The following is a 20,565-nucleotide window of genomic DNA, read 5'->3' on the forward strand; positions in this document are numbered from 1 at the left end:
CCCTGCTCGCCTGACGCGGTGGCAGCGCCACAGGTTCCCGACGCGGTGGCAGCGCCCCAGGTTCCCGACGCGGTGGCAGCGCCCTGCTCGCCTGACGCGGTGGCAGCGCCCCCGTGGTCATCGTTCTCGACGGCCTCGCTCTCGCCTGCCGTATGATTGCCATCGACCAGCTTGGCGCGGTCGGTCACCCATTTGACGGCGTCGAGGATCAGCTGGGTCAGGCCGATTTCCTTGCCGATGGTCAGGATCTCGGCGGCCGTCTTCTCGCCGCCGTCGTCGCTGTCCATCTCGCCGGAGATCTCGACCTGGCAGATGCGCGTGCCGGCCGGCGCGTAATACTGGAACAGTGCCAGCGGATGGCCGGTGATGACATGGAAGCCGCCCTCGCAGGCCTTCACCTTGCCATCATGCCGGTAGGTCTTGCCGATCTCGTACTGGAAGACCTTGCCGTCCGGCCGGCATGTCAGGTCGTCGCGAAAGCCCTTATAGGCGGTGATCACGGTGGTAATTGTTTCGGCGGTCGCTGCTTTCCTCGCGCGCGGCATGGTCATTTCTCTCCGGGTTTCGATTTACGGATGGCGTTGCCGCTGGTGATCATCACGTAGCCGTCAGCGAACTCGACGCGGATCGAGTTCATCGTGCCGCGCGCGGTGACGGCGCAGGCCTGCCCTTTGCGGCCATGGCGATCCCAGCGGTAGATGTAGGGGAAGCTCAAAGCAGCCTCCCCTGCGGCTTTCGCCGCGCTGCCTCGACGCAATCAGGGCAGGTGTGGGTCCATTCGCCGGCGACGCGCTGGATCGACCAGCGGGCCGCTCTGGCGTCGGAAACCATCACGTCGAATTCGTCCGCCTGATAGGTGCGTGGCTGGCTGGCGCCGCAATCGCAGACGATCTGCTGCAGGCCGGAATGGCGCTCGATCCCCATCAGCGCGCCTCCTTCGCGGAAGGACGATCGCGACAGGCCTCACCTTGGTCGGCATCACATGCCAGGCATTCGCCTGCGCCGCCGACGAGGTTGGTATCGCAGCGGCGCGGCTCGGATCTCGATTTCCTGCGCCGCAAGATGCAGCTGGCGAAGGCCGACGGCTTCGACGTCGCGCCCGACGACATCAACCCGGCCGGCGCGCCGCATTGCCGGGCGATCGTGCGCTGGGCGCTGAATGGCGGCAGCCGCGCCATCTTCGCATCGTTCGGCCTGCACAAGACCTTCATGCAGATCGAGCTGATGCGCCTGGTCGGGCGCTTCGCGCCGGGTCTGCGCCTGATCGTCATCCCGCTCGGCGTGCGGCATGAATTCTTTTCCGAGGCGGAGGAGCGCTTTGGCGGCGATTGCGCGGTGAAGCTGAAGTTCATCCGCTCCGATGTCGAGATCGACAGCGACGACACGATCTACCTGACCAATTACGAGAGCGTGCTCGCCGGCAAGATCGACGTAGCGCGCTTCGTCGCGGCCAGCCTCGACGAGGCGGCGGTGCTGCGCGGCTACGGCACGAAAACATTCCAGACGTTCCTGCCGCTGTTCAAATCGGTGCGCTTCAAGTTCGTCGCCACCGCGACGCCGTCGCCGAACCGCACCAAGGAACTGATCCATTATGCCGGCTTCCTCGGCGTGATGGACACCGGCCAGGCCCTCACCCGCTTCTTCCAGCGCAATTCGGAGAGCGCCGGCGACCTGACGCTCTTCCCGCACAAGGAAGACGAGTTCTGGCTGTGGGTGCACAGCTGGGCGGTCTTCCTGCAATCGCCGTCCGACCTCGGATTTTCCGACGACGGCTATGTGCTGCCGCCTGTGACGGTGAACTGGCACGAAGTGCCGATCGATCACTCGACCGCGGGCTATGACCGCGATGGCCAAGGCCTATTGATCCGCAACACCGCGCTCGGCGTGACGCAGGCGAGCGCGGCAAAACGCGATAGTCTCTCCGCCCGCATCGCCCGCATGGGCGAGCTGCTGGCGCAGGATCCGGACGCGCATGCCATCCTCTGGCACGACCTCGAGGACGAGCGGCGCGCGATCGAGGCGTCGGTGCCGGGCGCGCGCTCGATCTTCGGCACGCAAGGGCTGGACGCCAACGAGAAGAACGCCGTCGGCTTCAAGGATGGCAAGTTCAAATACCTCGCCACCAAGCCGGAGATGTCGGGCGCCGGAAACAATTTCCAAAAGCATTGCCACTGGGCGATTTTTGTCGGGGTCGGCTTCAAGTTCCACGACTTCATCCAGGCGGTGCACCGCATCGTGCGCTTCGGCCAGGCGCAGGAATGTCGGATCGACATCATCTTTTCCGAGGCCGAGCGCGAGGTGCGCCGCAACCTCGAGGGCAAATGGGCCGAGCATGAGAAGCTGATGGCGCGCATGGCGGAAATCATCCGCCGCTACGGGCTCGACGGCCTGCCGCTGGACGACGTGTTGCAGCGCTCGATCGGCGTCGCCAGGCGCGAGGAGCGCGGCGACGGCTTCGTCATCGCGCACAATGATGCGGTGCTGGAAGCCAGGCGCACGGCCGATGCCTCAATCGGCGAGATCATCACCTCGATCCCCTTCGCCAACCACTACGAATACACCGCGAGCTACAACGATTTCGGCCACACCGACGACAACCGCCACTTCTGGGCGCAGATGGATTTTTTGACGCCGGAGCTGCTCCGGATCCTGAAGCCCGGGCGGCTGGCCTGCATCCACGTCAAGGACCGCGTGCTGTTCGGCTCGGTGACCGGCGAAGGCGTGCCGACCGTCTCGCCTTTCCACGCCGAGGCGATCTTCCACTATCTCAAGCACGGCTTTCAGTACATCGGCATGATCACCGTCGTCACCGACGTGGTGAAGGAGAACAACCAGACCTATCGGCTGACCTATTCCGAGATGATGAAGGACGCCACCAAGATGGGCGTCGGCTGTCCGGAATATGTGCTCTTGTTCCGCCGTCCGCAGAGCGATCTGACGCGCGGCTATGCCGACGAGCCGGTGGCGCATGACAAGCCGATGGTGTTCACGGCCGACGGCGGCACGACCAGGTGGAAGGATGGCGACCGGCGCGCGCAGGTGCCGGGCAGCGGCTACACCCTCGCCCGCTGGCAGCTCGACGCGCATGCCTTCTGGCCGTCGTCGGGCGACCGGCTGCTGACGACCGACGAGCTGGTGCGGCTCGGGCCGAAGCCGCTTCGCGAACTGTTCCAGCGCTGTTTCGAGGGCGCGATCTACGACTTCGAGAAGCATGTGCAGCTGGGCGAGGAACTGGCCGCGCGGGATTCTCTGTCCAAGACCTATATGACGCTCGATCCGCGCTCGGGCTCACCTAGCGTCTGGCACGATGTCGTGCGCATGCGCACGCTGAACGGCGAGCAGGCTTTCCGCAATCTCGAAAAGCATGTCTGCCCGCTGCAGTTCGACATCGTCGACCGGCTGATCGACCGCTATTCCAACGCCGGCGACATCATCTATGACCCGTTCGGCGGGCTGATGACCGTGCCCTATCGCGCCATCCTGAAAGGGCGGCGCGGGCAGGCCTCGGAACTCTCAGAGACCTATTTCCGCGACGGCCTGCGCTACTGCCAGGAGGCGGAACGCAAGCGCGCCATCCCGACCATGTTCGACATGCTCGGCCTCGACGATTTGGAGGCGGCGGAATGAGCAAGCGCCGGAAATACGATCCGCAGGCCGATGCCGCCGGCTGCTATGCCGCGGCGATCGAGGCCAAGCGCCGGCGCGGCGATGCGCACTACCCGACACCGGCCGAACGCGCGCCGGATCCGGAGACTGCGAAGCAGCTGAAGCGCCTGAAGCGCGCGCTGGACCGAAAGCTGAAGAAGGCGGAGGGCGGCAATGGCTGATCCCTTCGACCGCGAGCGCTTTGCCGCCACAGTTCGCCGGCGTCTCGACGGCGTCTCGACGCGCCAGGCCGTGGCGACCTGGCCGACGCTTAACGTCGCCATGATCAGCCGCGCGAAGGCGGGCCAGAACCTGACGATCGGCAGCTTCCTGGCGCTCTGCAAGGCGCTGCGGCTCAGGCCTCTCGATTTCCGTGTCGACGGCGCGAAACGCCGCCGTGTGACACGAAAATCCATTTTGCAACAGGCTGTTACAGCGTCTGTGCCCCGTGAAACACGGAGCGAGACACGGCCTGAAAGCGAGGCGCGATGACCGACACCATGCTGCCGATGCTGCGCCAGCTTTACGATGCGGATGGGGATAGAGCCCGCGCGGACATCCTGCTGCGCATGCCGGATTCGGTGATGCTGAAATATCGCGGCTCGATCGTCGAATGCTGCCGCCGCGCCTGCTTCGAAGTAGGCCTCGCCTTCGTCGACTTGCGCACCTCGATCCTGCTTGCCGTGCGCGATGCCGATGGCCGCGTGTCGGAAGACCTGACGATCGTGGCCGAGCGCTACCGGGCGGTGATGGCGGAATTCGCCCGGGCGGGTGCAGCATGAAGACTGACGTCAATCCGATCCGGCTGTTCATTTCTGGCGAGCAGGCGGCGATGATCGCGCGCGCCGCGTCGGCGAAGAAATGCCGGCCGGACGTGCTGGTCTCGGCCCTGCTGCGGCTGGTGCTCGAGGGCGGCATGGAAGACGCCATCCTCGACGGCGACGATCCGCACGAGGTCGCGCGCGGCCATCGCAAGCGCACCGACGGCCTGACGCATCTACAGGCCGCCATGCTCTACCAGGTGGCGCTGCATTCGGAGGAAGACGGCTGGTGCCGCCTGCCGATTGCCGGGCTGGCGTTGGTCTGCGGCGATATCGGCGCCGGCACCGCCTGCAGCATCATCAACGCGCTCGAACGCCAAGGTTTTGTGGAGCAGCTTGAGGCGGCGCAGAAGCGGCTGCGCCCGCGCCGGCTGACCGACTTCGGCTGGAGCGTGGCCCGCCAGCTCGGCGGCGAAGGCCTCGACGGCAGTGGGGGCACCGCATGAACAACGCCGCGCTCTCTTCCGACGCTGCCCGCCTGAAGGCCGTGCGCGCTTCGCTCGAGGCGATCTCGCCGGCGGTGTGGCTGCGCGCGCAGGATGAGAGCGGGCCGCTGATCGAGGCGCGCGCCGATTTTGGCGAGATCGTCATGCTGGCGCGCTTTTCTGAGCATGCCTCTCCTGACGAGGTGGCATTCGCGGCCGATGCGCCCGACACGGTGCGCTTCCTGCTCAAGCTGCTCGACGAGGCCTTTGCCCGGATCCGTACGCTGCGGCCGGAGTTGCAGCGCAACCCGACGGTCGGCGAGCCGGCCGCGCGCGACGTCAAAAACTTCGCCGCCGAGTGCGCTCTGAAATGCCAGGACGCGCGCTTCAAGGTCTATCTCGAGGAAAAGCATGGGCTTGAGCGCCCGCTGACCGACGAGCGGGTGGCGCAGCGCGTGCGCTCGATCCTCGGCGTCCAATCGCGCAACGAACTCAACAATGGCGGCAAGGCGAGCGAGGCGTGGAAAGCGCTGCGCGCCGATTTTGCCGCATGGCTGAAGGCGGGGACATGAACGCAGGATTTATGCTCGACAACCGGATGACGATCGTCCTCTTCGCCGGCATGGGCGGCGGCTGCGACGGGCTGGAGGCGGCTGGATTTCCCGTCCATGTCGCCATCAACCACGATCCGGTCGCGGTCGCGGTGCACAAGGTCCGCCATCCGCACACAAGACACCTGACCTGCGATGTCTTCGAGGCCGACCCGCGCGAGGTCTGCAAGGGGCGCGGCGTGCGCATCCTGCATGCCTCGCCCGACTGCACGCATTTCTCGGTCGCCAAGGGCGGCAAGCCGGTGTCAAAGCGGCGGCGCTCGCTGGCGTGGATCGTCTGCCGCTGGGCCGGCACGGTGCGGCCGGAGACGATCACGCTGGAAAACGTCTACGAAATCCAGTCATGGGGGCCGCTGATCGCCAAGCGCGATGCCGCCACCGGCCGCGTCATGCGCCTCGACGGCAGCGTCGCCGCCAAGGGCGAGCGGCCCGCGGGTGACCGGCGATTTCGTCGAGCGCGGCGACGTCAACGAGGCCGGGCTACGGGTATGCACCGCTCAGATCCACAAGATCGGCGAATGGGACAAGCAGTGACATTGGGGCAATGAAACCGTGGATCGCCGCCAGCGTTGTCATGTTCGCAGTCTGCCTGGTCGCGATCTACATCCCTCTCGAAATAGCAGTGCATAGGGCAAAGGGCATTGGGGCAGATGGCAGAGGACGAAATGAATGGAAGCGCTCAGAAGATTGCCGACAGCGTGCTGCTGCTTGCCGTGGCGAGGGTATCGATGGCGCTTTCGTTGCCATTGCTCGGGCTGATCTCCTACCTCGGCACGGCCTATCTCGACTCGAAATTCGAAGCCACCAATCAGCGCGTCACCGCCGTCGAGCAGAAGACGGAGCAGGTTTCCAAGATCAACGACCGCCTGATCGCGGTCGAGACCAACCAGACCGCCTCGACCTCGTCGCGCGAGAAGTTCGAGAATGCGACACTCGCCAGGCTCGACCGCGTGCAGGATAGTATCGTCGGGTTGTCCAACGCCGTCGCCGCGCTCACCGCAACGGTGCAGGCAATGGCCGAACAGAAACCGCCCAGGCCGCCCTGACGTGCCGAAGAGCGACGCCATGCGCTCTGCCTCGCCCGCTGGCCCTTGAATGGGCTGGCGGGCTTTTTCGTTTTCAGGCACCCGTTTTCCTTCCGCATCGAACCACCGATAAACTGCCGCCTATCATGCCACATATCGTGCCACAAATTCATTTCGAGTTCCGATTTCGCATGTGTTTTCAATGCCTGCCGGAAAAACAGGTGCACTTCATCCGCACCAGCTTTTTCGCCGGCTACTAGCAAGTTTCCCGGGCGCATTCGAATTTTCTGCCAGGTACGTCGGCCCTCTCGTGCGGCCGCGATTGTCTCGGCGAAAGGCGGAGAAAATCCCGCCACGAAGAAACTCCGGCAAGGTCACGACTCCAAGCATCCTTCGAGTTTTCCCCAATCTCTCCGACATCAAACAATGCTCTTGAAATAGTCCGTTAACAGGTCCTTAGTTGCACCGGGTAGGTTGGGGCTTTGTGGGGTTGTGCGCGTAATTTCTGTAGTCTTGGGGGTTGGGTCGGCTGTCGCGGCCGCGACGTGTCAGGTTGAGGCTTTGGAGTACACTCCGGCTTCCCCTCCGGGCCAGCAGCCAATGCTTGTTGTCTCTGGTGAATTTGGCGCCAATGAACCCCTCAACACCTTTAGCAGCGCGGTTGTAGGCAGCGGGGCCAGGGTGATTGTATTCAATTCCCCTGGTGGCAACGTCGGCAGTGCGATTCGGTTGGGGCGTATGATCCGCGCGGCAGGGTTGGACACGCTTCAAGTTCGCCAATTGCAGTGTGCTTCAGCCTGCTCATTGGCCTTCTTGGGTGGCGTCCACCGCATTGCCGAACCAGGCTCTATCGGCGTTCATAGGGCGTCCTTTAAACCGGCTGACAGGATGTCCAACGAAGAAGCGGCGGCCCGTTTCCAGCTCGGAACGGCCGAAATTATATCCTATGTAATAGAGATGGGAGTGGACCCCAAGCTGATGGAGTTAGCTTCGAGCTATGACAAGCACGACATAAGATACCTATCTGCCAGCGAAATGGCAGAGTTGCGTGTGACCAATGTCGAAGCGAACCAATCGCCCGTGGGTACTTCGCAGGTGTCCACGAGACAAATTCCCGTGCCTGTGCGTGCGCCTGCACCCGATGCCGGACGTCAGATGGAGAGCGTTGCGGTCGCCTTCATCAAGGATCTCATCGAGCATCATGGCGACAACAACGACTTCGCCCTTGCTCAAGTCCAGGCGTCCTACGCTCCCACGGTCGACTATTATGGCAAGTTGACGAACCTAAGCTCGATCATTCAGGACAAGAGGAACTATTACCAGCGCTGGCCTGAACGCGAATACAGCGTCCGCGATGACAGCATTATGGTCACTTGCGCTGACGATCGCTGCGTGGTCTCGGGCCTCTATGACTGGGTTGTGCGCAGCCCTTCGACCCACAAGCAGGAAAAAGGCGCAGCAAACTTCAGCTATACGATATCGATTGGCCCCTATCCCAAAATCATCGCAGAGACAGGCAATGTTCAGCGATAAGCGGGACCATCATTGACGCCGACCGTCGCGCTGACGCCAGGACCCATACACTCTAATAAAGCGGCTCCTCGAACAGCGTTTTGTCGCCGTCCATCAGCGCCTTGATCTGCGCCGTGCCGTTGGCCGAGAGCGCCAGCTTGATGCCGAACGGCCGCACGCGCATGTCGTTCTGGATCGCCATCCCCTCGCCTTCCGGCAGATAGAAACGATCGATCCCGTATTCCGGCGCGATCGTCGTGTCGGGCGAACGCAGATCCCAGCCCTCGGTGACATGGCCGGCGATGTCTGCCTCGTCCGGGCCGGCCGGCGCCGGCGCCTGGCCGAACCACGCGGTCGTCGGCTGCCAATAGCCCTCGGCACCCTTCTTCAGCCGCACCACGATCGATGTGTCGTCGCTGAATGACTTGCCTTCCGGAATGTTGGCGATCAGCTTCACCGGGATCCGCGATATGCTGTTGTTGACTGAAATATAGTCGCCGCGCAGCAGATCGCGCGGATCGACGGGCTCGACCTTGAGCAGAACCTCCTTGCCATTGCGCAGGATCGCCGCGCGCCCGGCGATGATCCAGCTGAGGATGCCTATCTGGACGAGTGCCAGCACCAGCGCCGCGATGATCAGTCTTTTGCCGCTCATGCCGCTGCTCCTCCTCCGGCAGGCGTCTTCATGCGTTTTTCAACGCGGATGATGACCAGCGCCAGGATGCCGAGCAGCACGGCTGCGGACAGGAAGAAACCGGCCGTGTCGAGCATTGACTGCAACATCACCCCATAAATGATGGCGAGTTCGAAGGCGAAGCCGGCATAGGCCACCCAGCGCAGCCCCCTGCTCTCACGGCCGCCGAGCATGATCGCCGCGACGATGCCGACAAGCGCGGCCGCCGAGGCAATGGCAAAACCACTGTTGTAGCTCGCCTCATCGGCCAGTTCGAACTCGACCATTGCCAGGCCGGCAAGAAAGCCGACGAGCGCGTGCAAGGGCAGTCGGCCGCCGAGCTGCACGATTCTCTCGACGGGTTCGGCGGCGAAGATCGCCGCCGCAAACAGCAGCGCCGAGACGAGCACAAGCGGAATGGCGACCTGGAGCGTGTTGTGGTCTATGGCCAGCAGTGCCAGATAGAACAGGATCGACAGGATGATCAGGTGCCGCGCCGCCTGGCTGCGCGTCCAGAATGAAATGGCAAACAACACCAGTGCGATAGCGGCGAAGAGATACGGAAACTCGGCCGGCGGAAAAATCCGCCCCATTTGAGGAACAACCAGGCGTCGGCAATGCCGACGGAGGCGACGGTAAGCGGGTTCGAGCGCAGGGCAACCGCCGCCAGCGCCGTGCCGGCGCACCACGTCAGCAGCGCCGAGGCCTCGTCGCCCGACAGGTGGTACATCTGGCCGATCAGTGCGATCGACCCGCCGAAACCCGCGGCCGCGACGATCCATAGCGCCTCGCCGATCGCCGGGTGGTCGCGTGCCTTCAGAACGGCGCCGCCGACATAACCGCCGAGGATGACGGCAAACAGCGCCGCCACGCGCACCAGCCGCGGAATGGCTTCCCAGTTGGCGGCGACGAAGATGAGTATCGCTGCGCCGAACAGGAGCGCGGCCATCATCGCCAGGATCGAGCCGAAGCTCAGCGAGGTGCGCTCGTTGGCGGCCACGTCGCGCGCCAATGCGTCTGCCGTCGGCGCGTCGATCAGGCCCGCTTCCCGCCAGCGGGCGATATCCGCCCTCACCTTCGCCGCATAGCCCGCCATGCGCTTCCCCCAAGCTTGGTCATTCTTTTAGCCGGAACAGCCAACCCGTTGACGCAATGGCATTTTCCGATTCGGCCTTCTTTGTGTCGCAAGCGTGAATGGCCGTTAATGTTGCATTGCACAATTTGCATTGCTGCCATGCGCCAATGGCACTTTTAAACCGATATGATCCCACCTATTTTCCGTTCGTACACAAACGGAATGATCCGTACGAAAGACGAAACGAGCACTACCATGAACCTGATCCGCAACTACCGCAACTGGCGCCGCTACCGGGACACCGTTTCCGAGCTGAGCCGCCTGTCGAACCGTGAACTGACCGACCTCGGCATCAGCCGCAGCGACATCCACTACGTCGCCCGCAAGGCGGTCTAATCCGCTTCGGACCGCGAATGGTCCGAACCAGTTTTGAAAGAGTAAGACAATGAACCTGATCCGTAGCTACCGTAACTGGCGCGTTTATCGCGAGACGGTTTCCGAGCTGGGTCGGCTTTCGAACCGCCAGCTCCATGATCTCGGCATCGTCCGCGACGAGATCAAGATGATCGCCCGCAAGGCGGTTTGACAAGGAATTTCGCCAGGGTCGACCTCCTCCCCGACCCTGACGGATACGGTCAACCTTTACCTCCTCCCAAAGGTTGACCACCGAAACGGCGCCCGCCGGACCTCCTCCCCCGGCGGGCGTTGTTCTCCAGAAAGGATCCGCCCCTTTTCAATTGGCGGAAGGAATTTCGTCAAAGCCGACCTCCTCCCCGGCGATGGCGAATATGGTCGATCTTCACCTCCTCCCGAGGATCGACCCCAAAAACGACACCCGCCGGACCTCCTCCCCCGGCGGGTGTTGTTGTTTTGGAGGCAGTCTTCCGCATCAGCCGGTCAGCCGGGTCGAATCCGGTAATTGCAATCGCCGCGCCAAGCGACTATTTCGGCGCTCATGAGCACAAATCCCGTACACGTCATCGGCGGCGGCCTCGCCGGCTCCGAAGCTGCTTGGCAAATCGCTGAGGCCGGCGTCCCGGTCGTGCTGCATGAGATGCGCCCGGTGCGCGGCACCGATGCGCACAAGACCGACGGGCTGGCCGAGCTCGTCTGCTCCAATTCCTTCCGCTCGGACGATGCCGAGGCCAACGCCGTCGGCCTGCTGCATGCCGAAATGCGGCTCGCCGGTTCGCTGATCATGAGCGCCGGCGACGCGCACCAGGTTCCAGCCGGCGGCGCGCTGGCCGTCGACCGCGATGGCTTTTCCAACGCGGTCACCGCGAAGATCGAGGCGCATCCGCTGATCACCATCGTCCGCGAGGAAGTGCCCGGCCTGCCGCCGGCGGACTGGGACCAGGCGATCATTGCCACCGGCCCGCTGACGGCGCCATCGCTGGCGCAGTCGATCGCCGGGGCAACCGGCGCCGATGCGCTGGCCTTCTTCGACGCCATCGCCCCGATCGTCCATTTCGACACGATCGACATGAATGTCTGCTGGTTCCAGTCGCGCTACGACAAGGTGGGCCCAGGTGGCACCGGCAAGGACTACATCAACTGCCCGATGGACAAGGAGCAGTATCTCGCCTTCGTAGCGGCGTTGCTGGAGGGGCAAAAAACCGAGTTCAAGCAGTGGGAAGGCACGCCCTATTTCGACGGCTGCCTGCCGATCGAAGTGATGGCCGAGCGCGGCGTCGAGACGCTGCGTTACGGACCGATGAAGCCGATGGGACTGACCAACGTCCACAATCCGTCGGTCAAGGCCTATGCGGTCGTGCAGCTCCGCCAGGACAATGCGCTGGGCACGCTCTACAACATGGTCGGTTTCCAGACCAAGCTGAAGCATGCCGAGCAGGTGCGCATCTTCCGCACCATTCCGGGGCTTGAAAATGCGGACTTCGCGCGTCTCGGCGGCCTGCATCGCAACACTTACATCAACTCGCCGACACTGCTCGATCCGTCGCTGCAGCTGAAATCGCGGGCCGGCCTGCGCTTCGCCGGCCAGATCACCGGCTGCGAAGGCTATGTCGAAAGCGCGGCCATCGGCCTGCTCGCCGGCCGCTTCGCCGCCGCCGAACGGCTTGGCCAGCGGCCCTCGCTGCCGCCGTCGACCACCGCCTTCGGCGCGCTGCTCAACCACATCACCGGCGGCCATATAGTCTCCGACGACGAGCCCGGAAAGCGCTCTTTCCAGCCGATGAACGTCAATTTCGGCCTGTTCCCGCCGGTGGAAGCGCCGAAGGTCGAAGGCAAGCGCCTGCGCGGCAAGGACAAAACCGTCGCCAAGCGCCGCGCGATCACATCGCGCGCACTGGCTGATTGCAGGCAGTGGCTGGGGTTGCCGGCGCCGACGGCGCAAGCTGCCGCGGAATAGCCGCATGCCTGGATCCGAATTCGGCACGATCCCTCAGCTTCTGCCACCGGGCTGGCCGGAGAGTGAGGAACCCTTCGCTGGCGACTACGAGATCTTTTGGAGTGTCTACATCCGCTGCAACAACAGGCGGAAGTTGCGCGAGGTTCATATACCGGCACTTGAAGCGCTGATCGGCCAGCCCCATGGAGGCAAGGGCTGGGTGCTCGAAACGAAGACTACAACGAGAACCGCGATCGAAGCTTGCAAATGATCGTTGCCCTGCAGCGCCTCAAAGGCCCGTACAACGACCGATTCCTCGTTGATTTCATGAAGACACTCTATTCGCTGTCGCCGTCCTGGACTATCCAAGCCCGCCTCGATCGTCACATCCTCACGGCGTGTATGTCAACGCGCGATTTGCACGAGAGACAGCCCCGGAGGCACCGGCAGTTGTCGATGCAATGGTAGAGTTGGAGGGCAGTTTCAGAGACGCCATGGGTGGCGAATCCGGGCGTTACCTTGGGACGGGTCAACGTATCGGCGGTGATTCTGCAGCGGGCGGATCGTGATAGATTAGCTACTCTGCCGGCTCCGCACCTGCCATCGGCAATCCCGGCTTGCCCGCCTCGCCTGGATTTCGCCTGACATAAGCCGCCTTCAGCGTCTCCGACGTGTCGCGCGATCCGTCATGGCTCCAGCCGGGTGGCTGGACGAGATAGTTGAGGCGCTGGCTAAGCGTCAGCCCCGGCATCAGCGTATCCTTGAACATGCCGATCCACTCGTGGAAGGCGACCTTCAGCAGATTGAAGGTGCCGATATTCTTGACGATGCCGTAGCGCGGCCGGTCGCTCTCCAACTCCTCGACGAAAGTACCGAACATGCGGTCCCAGATGATCAGCGTGCCGGCGAAGTTTGCGTCGAGATAGCGCGGATTCGTGGCGTGGTGGACGCGGTGATGCGATGGCCTGTTGAAGATGAATTCGAACCAGCCCCACATCTTGCCGATCGTCTCGGTGTGGATCCAGAACTGCCAGACGAGGTTGAAGCCGAAGGCGAAGGCGATCACCGCCGGATGGAAGCCGAGCAGCACCAGCGGCGCCTGCAGGATGAAGGTGAAAGTAAAGAGCCCGGTCCAGCTCTGCCGGAGCGCCGTCGAGAGATTGTAGTGCTGGCTGGAATGATGGTTGACATGTTCGGCCCACACCCAACGCACCCGATGCGCGATGCGGTGATAGACGTAGTAGCGCAGGTCATCGAGCAGGAAGGCGGCGACGAACACCCAGATCGACAGGCCGAGATTGAAGAAGCGGAACTGCCACAGCAGCGCCCAGTAGGACACGAGCCGAGCAAGAGGCCGGCAACGACGTTGCCCGTTCCCATCATCAGGCTGGTAAGCGTGTCGCGTGTCTCGAACGATCCCCTGGCGCGGCCTGTGCGCACCAGCCAGAGCTCGATCAGGATCGCGGTGACGAAGAACGGAATGGCTAGCTGGGTGACCTGCGGAAAATTGTAGTCGTCCATCACGCTGCCTTTCGGATCCGATCGTGGCCTTGCAGCGCCGCCGCCACGGCCAGCGCGTCGGCTTCGTTGGCAAAGGCAAACCGCCCGCCTTTCCAGGTGAAATCATCCATTCGCAGCAACACGGCGTTCCCTTCCCGCGCCAGAGCGAGAACATCACAGGCTCATGGGAAGCGGCTCCTCCGGCGGCTCGCATTTCTTTGACGCGAGTCCACGCGACGGAACCCCTAGCATGATTGACGTTTACGTCAAAGGGGTGCCCAGCCGCGCATGGCATGACGCAAGAGCAGCCAGTGCCGGCGCAAGGTTGAGAGTGTCGCGGTGTCTGCGAGTGGAGATCGACCCGCTTTGTCCATCTTGTCGAGATAGGCGCGCGTCAGCGCCAGCGGCAGAAAAGCCGGGCGCAGTGAGGCCGGGAGAGCCAACGCGCCCTTCTCGAAAGCGCTGAGATGCTCCCGCGCCAGGGCCATCATCGCCGCCACCGCCCGCTCCGCGCCGGCACCACCCTCGCCTTTGACGAACTCTTCCGGTGTCGTACCCGCGGCCGCAAGGATATTGGCGGGCACGTAGCATTGGCCTCGCCTGCGATGCAGCGGCAACAGGAGCAGCAAGCCCGTGATCGCCTGCGCGCAGCCGGCCCTGCCCGCCAATTCGGCAAAGCGCGGCGCGGCAGCCGCATCGAGCACCATTGCCGCAAGCTGGATGAGCGCCGCGGCCGTCTCGCCGCAATACCCCTCCAGGTCGGTCCGCGATGGCATCGGGTCGTCATAGAGATCGAAAATGCGTGCTTCTAGCATGTTCTCGAAAGCGGCCTTCGGCAGATGATTGGCGGCGATCGCCGCCCTCAGCGCATCGGCGGTCGGATGACCGGTCTCCGCCCCGCCCTCGGCCATGATGACATCGCGCCACCATTGCAGCCTCACCTCGCCCGGCAGCGGCTCACGGATGCGGTCGCGAACGCTGGCGATCTCGGCATTGAAGGCATAGAGCGCAAGCAACGCGTCGCGCTTGTCGGTCGGCGCGTAGAGCGCGCAGAGATAGCGGTCAGGATCGGCGGTGCGTACCGCGTCCATGACGATGTTGGAAGTGCCGGCCATTCAATCGACGGCAATGAGCGCTGCGGCCACGGCGCGGTCCTCGGCCAGAAGCACGTTGTAGGTGCGCACGGCTGCGCCCGTCGACATCGGATCGGCCGAGATGCCGGCCGCTTTCAGCGCAGAGCGCAACGCCGCCGGCAGCGGCCGCAGATCCTTGCCGGTGCCGACCAGCAGGATTTCGACGTTGCCGGCCTGGGCGAACAGCTTGTCGAAGTCCGAAGCTTTCAGTGCCTGCGGATCGGCCGGCTCCCAGCCATGGATGCCCGACGGCAGGCAGAGCAGCGAGCCGCGATGCGACATGTCGGCAAAGCGGAACCCACCATTGCCATAGGCCTCGATCGGCGCCCTGCCCGGGAAATGCGCCTCGCGGATGACGATGCCTTTGGCCATGGGCCGGGCGGCGTCAGGTCGCCACGGCCTTGCCGTTCGCCGGCTTACTCTCTTCGGCGGTCGCGGCCTGCGGCCTGAGCTTGAAGAGGATCAGCAGCGGCGCGGCGATGAAGATCGACGAATAGGTCCCGAACACCACGCCGAACAGCATTGCCAGCGTGAAGGAGCGGATCACCTCGCCGCCGAACAGCACCAATGCCAACAGCGCCAGGATGGTGGTCACCGAGGTCAGCGTCGTTCGCGACAGCGTCTCGTTGATGGCGTTGTTCAACAGCTGTGGCAGCGGCATCTTCTTGTATTTTCGCAGATCCTCGCGGACGCGGTCATAGACGACGATGGTGTCGTTCAGCGAATAGCCGATGATGGTCAGGATCGCCGCCAGCGACGACTGGTTGAACTCAAGCCCGGATATGACGAAGAAGCCGATGGTCATCACCACATCGTGGACCGTGGCGACGATGGCGCCGACCGCGAACTGCCATTCGAAGCGGAACCAGACATAGAGCAGGATGCCGACCAGCGCGATCAGCATGGCGATCGTGCCTTGCTTGGCGAGTTCCCCGGAAACCGTCGGCCCCACCACCTCGACGCGGCGGAAATCATACTGGTCCTGCAGTTCGCCCCGCACTTTGTCGATGACGGTCTGCTCGGCGTTCTCGCCCGCCTGCTGCGTGCCGACACGGATCAAGACGTCGTTGGGCGCACCGAATTGCTGCACCTGGATCTCGCCGATGTTGAGCTCGGACAGCCGGCCGCGGATGTCGGCGAGATCGGCGTTGCCCTGCTTGGACTGCACCTCGATCATCGAGCCGCCCTTGAAGTCGATGCCGTAGTTGATGTCGATGGTCAGGAACCCGACGACCGACAGGATCGACAGCAGGCTGGACAAAGCGAATGTCCAGCGGCGGATGCCCATGAACGGGATCTTGGTTCCCGGCGGAATGAAGGTGACCGGCGCGCGCGGCAATTCCTTCGGGCGCGCTCGGCGCAGCCAGATCGACACCAGCATGCGCGTGAAGGTGAAGGCGGTGAACACCGTCGTCAGGATACCGATCGCGTAGGTGATCGCGAAGCCCTTGACCGGACCGGTGCCCAGCCAGAACAGCACCACGGTCGCGATCAACGAGGTGACATTGGAGTCGACGATCGTCGCCAGCGCCTTGGCGAAGCCGGTGTCGATCGACTGGATCACCGAGCGGCCGTTTCGTCGCTCCTCGCGGATGCGCTCGTAGATCAGGACGTTGGAGTCCACCGCCATGCCGATGGTGAGCACGATACCGGCGATGCCGGGCAAGGTGAGCGTAGCGCCCAGCAGCGAAAGCAGCGCCACGATCATCGCCACGTGGACGGCCAGCGCGATATTGGCGAGGAAGCCGAGGAAGCCATAGGCGACGAACATGAAGGCGACGACGAGGATCGAGCCGATCACGCCCGCCACCTTGCCGGCGTGGATGGAGTCCTGGCCGAGGCCCGGGCCCACCGTGCGCTCTTCGATCACCGTCAGCGTCGCCGGCAGCGCGCCGGCGCGCAGCAGCACGGCAAGGTCATTGGCGCTTTGCGGCGTGAAGTTGCCGGAGATCTGGCCGGTGCCGCCAAGGATCGGCTCGCGGATCTGCGGCGCCGAAATCACCTGGTTATCGAGGATGATGGCGAACAGCTTGCCGACATTTTGCGCCGTCGCCTGGCCGAAGCGGGTCGCGCCCTTGGAATCGAAACGGAACGAAACGACCGGCTCATTGGTCTGCGAATTGTAGGTCGCCTGCGCATCGACCAGATTTTCACCCGAAACGATGACGCGGTTCTCGATCAGGTACGGAACCGGTGGATCATCCTGCGAATAGAGGATCGAGGAGCCCGCGGGCGGACGGCCCTTCAGCGCGTCCTGCACAGGCATCGACTGGTCGACCATTTGGAATGTCAGCTTGGCGGTCTGGCCGAGGATTTCCTTCAGCCGCTGCGGATCCTGCAGGCCCGGCACCTGCACCAGGATGCGGTCGTCGCCCTGCCGCTGCACGATCGGCTCGGTGGTGCCGAGCTCGTTGACGCGCCGCTCGACCACTTCGATCGACTGCGTCAGCGCTGTCGAGGTGCGGTACTTCAGGCCGGCGTCGGTGACGGTGAATTTGAGTAAGCCGGGCTCGGAATCATCCAGCGCCATTTCCTGGATGGAGCCGCCGCTGAACAGTCCCGCCGCCACCGGATCGGTCAGCGGCCTCAGCACCTTCTTGGCTTGATCGAGCTGAGCCGGGTCCGTGATGCGCACCTGCACGGTGCGGCCGGAGCCGGAAAGGCCGGTGTAGTTGATCTTCGGATTGGCGTCGCGCAGCAGCGTCCTGATCTCGTCGCGCGTCGTCTCCATCCTGTCCTTGATCAGATCGTTCTGATTCATTTCGAGCAGGATGTGCGAGCCGCCCTGAAGGTCGAGGCCGAGCGTCATCTGCCGCTTCGGCACCCAGCTCGGCAGTTGCGCCAGTGTGCTTGCCGGGAACAGGTTGGGCGCGGCGAGGATCACTGTGACGGCCACGGCCAGCCAGATCAGGATCATCTTCAGGCGCGAGAAATAAAGCATTCGTTCTTATCCGTTCAGGCGTACAAGCGGCAGCGTTCCGCCATCGAGGTCTGGATTACTTCTTGGCGTTCTGGTTCGCCACCGGCTCGCCCTTGACGCGCACGTCAGAGATCGTCGAGCGCAGCGCCGTCACCTTGGTTCCGCCGCCAAGGTCGATTTCCAGTTCGTTGTCGTCGATCACCTTGGTCACCTTGCCGACGAAGCCGCCGCCGGTCACCACCGTATCGCCGCGGCGCACCGCAGCCAGCATTTCCTGGCGCTTCTTCAGCTGGGTGCGTTGCGGCCGGATGATCAGAAAATACATGATCACGAAAATCAGGACAAACGGCAAAATGCTGATGAACATGTCAGGCGAGGTACCGACGCCTTGGGCGTATGCCGGTGTGACGAACATCAAGAAACTCCTGGATGATTGAAAACCGCCCCGGGGCGGCCTCGCGAAATTTGGGCGGAATATAGTCGGTAAAGTTGCCAATGCAACTGCGCGACAAGCCGAATCCGTTGCTTTTCCAGCCGTTTGGCGCGTGCTAGAGGGTCGCAGCCGCAAGCCGCTTGGAGCTGGCCGAAAGATCCTGCTCCAACAAAAGCTTGCAGTTGGTTCTTGGTGTGCAGCCCCGGACCCGTTTCACGTTCCGAGATTGCCAAAGCGAAAAAGACCGGAAATGACCGATAGCCTGGATGCCCTGAACAAAAAGCTCGACCGCCTGATCGAAGCGGTGTCCCGCCTCGCCCCGCCGCCGGTTCCGGAGACCGACCTGGGCGTGGCCGACTGCTTCGTCTGGCAGGCCGATCCGGGGTTCCTGGAGCCGGTAGGCAAGGTCAACCGCGTCGACATCGGCCTGATCCGCGGCGTCGACCGTGTCCGCGACATCCTGCTCGACAACACCGAGCGCTTCGCGTCCGGCTTCGCCGCCAACAATGTGCTGCTCTGGGGCGCGCGCGGCATGGGCAAGTCGTCCCTGGTCAAGGCCGTGCACGCCAAGGTCAACGCCTCGGATACGCTCGACCGGCCTCTCAAGCTGATCGAGATCCATCGCGAGGACATCGACACGCTGCCTAAGCTGATGGGCCTGCTGAAGGCGGCGCCCTACCGCTTCATCCTGTTCTGCGACGACCTCTCCTTCGACCATGACGACACCTCCTACAAGTCGCTGAAGGCGGCGCTCGAAGGCGGCGTCGAAGGCAGGCCGGCCAATGTCATCTTCTACGCCACGTCGAACCGGCGGCATCTGTTGCCGCGCGACATGATCGACAATGAGCGCTCGACCGCCATCAACCCTTCCGAGGCGGTGGAGGAAAAGGTGTCGCTCTCCGATCGCTTCGGCCTGTGGCTCGGCTTCCACAAATGCTCGCAGGACGAATATCTCGACATGATCGACGGCTATGTCCGTTATCACGGTCTCACCATCGACCACGAGACGCTGCGCGCGGAAGCCTTGGAATGGGCAACAACGCGCGGCAGCCGCTCTGGCCGCGTCGCCTGGCAGTTCACCCAGGACCTGGCAGGCAGGCTTGGGAAGCCGCTGAAGGACTGACGGTCCGCCTTCGGCTGCAACTGAAAAAGCCCGCTCCTGGCGGAGCGGGCTGAAGACGGCGGGCCGGACTGGAGGTCAGGTGGCCCGCAATTGTTCTTGTTCTATTCGAGATAGCCGCTCGGATCGACCGGGGCAGAGTTCTTGCGCACCTCGAAGTGCAGCTTCGGCGAGTCCGTGGTGCCGCTCATGCCGGACAGCGCGATCTCCTGGCCGCGCTTGACCTTCTGGCCGCGCTGCACCTCGATCGAGCTGGCGTGGCCGTAGACGGTGACCAGCCCGTTCTCGTGGCGCACCAGCACCGTGTTGCCGAACTCCTTGAGGCCGTCGCCGGCATAGATGACGACACCGTTCTCGGCCGCCTTGATCGGCGTTCCTTCCGGCACCGCGATGTCGACGCCGTCCTTGCCGGAGCCAAAGCCGGAGATGACGCGGCCGCGCACCGGCCAGCGCATCTTGCCGATGCCCGTCGCATCCGGCGCCACCGCGTCGTCGTCCTCCGCCTGCTGGATGACCTTGGCGTCCTTCTTCGGCGGCGTGTAGGAGGCGAGCGTCTCCGACGGCGTGGTCTTTGCCGGCGGTTGCGTGGTCGCCGTCGTCACCGGGTCGACGGCCGGCTTGGTCGCGGCAGGCTTGGCGGCGGCGACGGCAACGGTGCCGCCGGCCGGGACCTTGAGCGTCTGGCCGATCTTCAAGAGGCCGTCCTTCATGCCGTTGGCCTGCTTGAGCGCCGTGACGCCGACGCCGGTCTTGCGGGCAATCGAGGAGAGTGAATCGCCCTGCTGGACGGTGTAGGTGCCGCCGGCGCCGGCCGGCTTTGCCTCGGCCATCTGAGCAGGCTTGGCGTTCTTCGAGCCGCTGGCCGCCGCCGATGCATCGACCTGCGCGGCCGACTTGCCGTCCTTGAGCTTCGGCTGCTGCGGCAGCACGGCAACCTTCTCCGGCGCGCCGGCGGGCTGCTTCGGCGGATTGGCGGGCTTGGTACCGTCAGCAACCTTCGGCTCGCCCTTGCTCGAATAGGCATAGGCCGGGATGACGATCTTCTGCCCGCTTCTGATGCCCTTGTTGGCATCCAGCCCGTTGACCTTGATGATCGCGTCGGCCGGCACATGATATTGACGCGCCAGGCCGGAAATCGTTTCCCCTTCCCTCACCACGATCTCGGTCGCGTGCGGCGCGGCACTTGCATTGCGCACGGCATCGGGCTCGGCGGTCTTGAAAGGCTTCGCAGGCTGCACGGTGCCCGTCGCCGTCCTGTCGAGATGTGGCGCGGCAGGAGCTGGCGCGAGCGCCGGGGCGGAGGTGGTGCGCATCGGCTTGGC

At 63.8% G+C, this 20,565-nt stretch carries 24 protein-coding genes and 2 pseudogenes; 14 read left to right on the forward strand and 12 right to left on the reverse strand.

Features of this window, described 5'->3' with window-relative positions; genetic code table 11:
* The 3 genes from DH10_RS12095 to DH10_RS12105 form a co-directional block, all read right to left on the reverse strand.
* Positions 1–551, reverse strand: a 551-nt coding sequence (locus DH10_RS12095) for a DUF7666 domain-containing protein (RefSeq protein ID WP_425515313.1), incomplete at its 3' end; no start/stop codon positions are given.
* The gene (locus DH10_RS12100) at positions 548–715 is read right to left on the reverse strand and encodes a hypothetical protein (RefSeq protein ID WP_192384751.1); all 168 of its coding nucleotides are present in this window, start codon (positions 713–715) and stop codon (positions 548–550) included. The genes DH10_RS12100 and DH10_RS12095, both read right to left, overlap by 4 nt.
* Positions 712–924, reverse strand: a complete 213-nt coding sequence (locus tag DH10_RS12105; RefSeq protein WP_192384752.1) for a hypothetical protein — start codon at positions 922–924, stop codon at positions 712–714. Before DH10_RS12105 ends, DH10_RS12100 begins: the two co-directional genes overlap by 4 nt.
* Positions 925–1,014: 90 nt before the next feature.
* Here DH10_RS12105 and DH10_RS12110 point away from each other — a divergent pair, with 90 nt between their 5' ends.
* The 9 genes from DH10_RS12110 (at position 1,015) to DH10_RS12150 (ending at position 8,060) form a co-directional block, all read left to right on the forward strand.
* Positions 1,015–3,627: a DNA methyltransferase gene (locus DH10_RS12110; protein WP_246811543.1), complete on the forward strand. Its 2,613-nt coding sequence runs from the start codon at positions 1,015–1,017 to the stop codon at positions 3,625–3,627.
* Positions 3,624–3,827, forward strand: coding sequence for a hypothetical protein (locus DH10_RS12115; protein WP_192384753.1), 204 nt, complete (start codon positions 3,624–3,626; stop codon positions 3,825–3,827). Before DH10_RS12110 ends, DH10_RS12115 begins: the two co-directional genes overlap by 4 nt.
* Entirely contained in the window at positions 3,820–4,137 is a 318-nt protein-coding gene (locus DH10_RS12120; protein ID WP_192384754.1) for a hypothetical protein, read from the forward strand. Before DH10_RS12115 ends, DH10_RS12120 begins: the two co-directional genes overlap by 8 nt.
* Positions 4,134–4,427 (forward strand): hypothetical protein, encoded by a 294-nt coding sequence (locus DH10_RS12125; RefSeq protein WP_192384755.1) that lies wholly within the window; start codon positions 4,134–4,136, stop codon positions 4,425–4,427. Before DH10_RS12120 ends, DH10_RS12125 begins: the two co-directional genes overlap by 4 nt.
* Positions 4,424–4,912, forward strand: a complete 489-nt coding sequence (locus DH10_RS12130; protein WP_192384756.1) for a hypothetical protein — start codon at positions 4,424–4,426, stop codon at positions 4,910–4,912. Before DH10_RS12125 ends, DH10_RS12130 begins: the two co-directional genes overlap by 4 nt.
* A complete protein-coding gene (locus DH10_RS12135; protein WP_192384757.1) occupies positions 4,909–5,463 on the forward strand; it encodes a hypothetical protein in 555 nt (184 codons plus the stop codon). Before DH10_RS12130 ends, DH10_RS12135 begins: the two co-directional genes overlap by 4 nt.
* The gene (locus tag DH10_RS12140) at positions 5,460–6,050 is read left to right on the forward strand and encodes a DNA cytosine methyltransferase (RefSeq protein ID WP_246811544.1); all 591 of its coding nucleotides are present in this window, start codon (positions 5,460–5,462) and stop codon (positions 6,048–6,050) included. Before DH10_RS12135 ends, DH10_RS12140 begins: the two co-directional genes overlap by 4 nt.
* Before the next feature lie 117 nt (positions 6,051–6,167).
* Entirely contained in the window at positions 6,168–6,548 is a 381-nt protein-coding gene (locus DH10_RS12145; RefSeq protein ID WP_192384758.1) for a hypothetical protein, read from the forward strand.
* Positions 6,549–7,127: 579 nt separating this feature from the next.
* On the forward strand, positions 7,128–8,060 hold the full coding sequence (locus DH10_RS12150) for a COG3904 family protein (protein ID WP_192384759.1): 933 nt from the start codon (positions 7,128–7,130) through the stop codon (positions 8,058–8,060).
* Positions 8,061–8,112: 52 nt separating this feature from the next.
* Here DH10_RS12150 and DH10_RS12155 read toward each other — a convergent pair whose 3' ends face one another.
* Together DH10_RS12155 and DH10_RS12160 are read right to left on the reverse strand one after the other, a co-directional pair.
* On the reverse strand, positions 8,113–8,694 hold the full coding sequence (locus tag DH10_RS12155; protein ID WP_192245942.1) for a GDYXXLXY domain-containing protein: 582 nt from the start codon (positions 8,692–8,694) through the stop codon (positions 8,113–8,115).
* Positions 8,691–9,808, reverse strand: a pseudogene (locus DH10_RS12160) (DUF2157 domain-containing protein). The gene DH10_RS12155 and the pseudogene DH10_RS12160 overlap by 4 nt, the downstream one beginning before the upstream one ends.
* A 234-nt stretch (positions 9,809–10,042) precedes the next feature.
* Here DH10_RS12160 and DH10_RS12165 point away from each other — a divergent pair.
* From DH10_RS12165 to DH10_RS12180, 4 genes are all read left to right on the forward strand, one after another.
* Complete coding sequence (locus DH10_RS12165; protein ID WP_006335194.1) at positions 10,043–10,183, forward strand: DUF1127 domain-containing protein; 141 nt, start codon at positions 10,043–10,045, stop codon at positions 10,181–10,183.
* Between the two features lie 49 nt (positions 10,184–10,232).
* Complete coding sequence (locus tag DH10_RS12170) at positions 10,233–10,373, forward strand: DUF1127 domain-containing protein (protein ID WP_071096637.1); 141 nt, start codon at positions 10,233–10,235, stop codon at positions 10,371–10,373.
* Between the two features lie 369 nt (positions 10,374–10,742).
* Positions 10,743–12,158: a methylenetetrahydrofolate--tRNA-(uracil(54)-C(5))-methyltransferase (FADH(2)-oxidizing) TrmFO gene (gene trmFO / locus DH10_RS12175; protein WP_192245944.1), complete on the forward strand. Its 1,416-nt coding sequence runs from the start codon at positions 10,743–10,745 to the stop codon at positions 12,156–12,158.
* Positions 12,159–12,162: 4 nt separating this feature from the next.
* Positions 12,163–12,408, forward strand: a complete 246-nt coding sequence (locus tag DH10_RS12180; protein WP_192245945.1) for a hypothetical protein — start codon at positions 12,163–12,165, stop codon at positions 12,406–12,408.
* 306 nt (positions 12,409–12,714) lie between these two features.
* Here the strand turns inward: DH10_RS12180 and DH10_RS12185 are convergent.
* From DH10_RS12185 to yajC, 6 genes and pseudogenes are all read right to left on the reverse strand, one after another.
* A pseudogene (locus DH10_RS12185) lies at positions 12,715–13,658 on the reverse strand (sterol desaturase family protein).
* Complete coding sequence (locus DH10_RS37615; RefSeq protein WP_281423826.1) at positions 13,658–13,780, reverse strand: hypothetical protein; 123 nt, start codon at positions 13,778–13,780, stop codon at positions 13,658–13,660. The pseudogene DH10_RS12185 and the gene DH10_RS37615 overlap by 1 nt, the downstream one beginning before the upstream one ends.
* 123 nt (positions 13,781–13,903) lie before the next feature.
* Positions 13,904–14,752 carry a phytoene/squalene synthase family protein gene (locus tag DH10_RS12190; protein ID WP_192245949.1) on the reverse strand — a complete coding sequence of 283 codons (849 nt, stop codon included), beginning with the start codon at positions 14,750–14,752 and terminating at the stop codon, positions 13,904–13,906.
* Complete coding sequence (locus DH10_RS12195; protein ID WP_192245951.1) at positions 14,753–15,142, reverse strand: Mth938-like domain-containing protein; 390 nt, start codon at positions 15,140–15,142, stop codon at positions 14,753–14,755.
* Between the two features lie 13 nt (positions 15,143–15,155).
* Positions 15,156–17,711 (reverse strand): protein translocase subunit SecDF, encoded by a 2,556-nt coding sequence (gene secDF, locus DH10_RS12200; protein ID WP_192245953.1) that lies wholly within the window; start codon positions 17,709–17,711, stop codon positions 15,156–15,158.
* A gap of 55 nt (positions 17,712–17,766) precedes the next feature.
* The gene (yajC, locus tag DH10_RS12205) at positions 17,767–18,105 is read right to left on the reverse strand and encodes a preprotein translocase subunit YajC (protein ID WP_067000009.1); all 339 of its coding nucleotides are present in this window, start codon (positions 18,103–18,105) and stop codon (positions 17,767–17,769) included.
* A 268-nt stretch (positions 18,106–18,373) separates the two neighbouring features.
* Here yajC and DH10_RS12210 point away from each other — a divergent pair, with 268 nt between their 5' ends.
* Positions 18,374–19,246, forward strand: coding sequence for an ATP-binding protein (locus tag DH10_RS12210; protein WP_192245955.1), 873 nt, complete (start codon positions 18,374–18,376; stop codon positions 19,244–19,246).
* A gap of 101 nt (positions 19,247–19,347) precedes the next feature.
* Here the strand turns inward: DH10_RS12210 and DH10_RS12215 are convergent.
* Positions 19,348–20,565: peptidoglycan DD-metalloendopeptidase family protein (locus DH10_RS12215; RefSeq protein ID WP_192384760.1), on the reverse strand; the 1,218-nt coding region annotated here is incomplete at its 5' end.

Origin of the sequence: Mesorhizobium silamurunense (assembly GCF_014843825.1) — a bacterium.
Taxonomy (GTDB): domain Bacteria; phylum Pseudomonadota; class Alphaproteobacteria; order Rhizobiales; family Rhizobiaceae; genus Mesorhizobium; species Mesorhizobium silamurunense.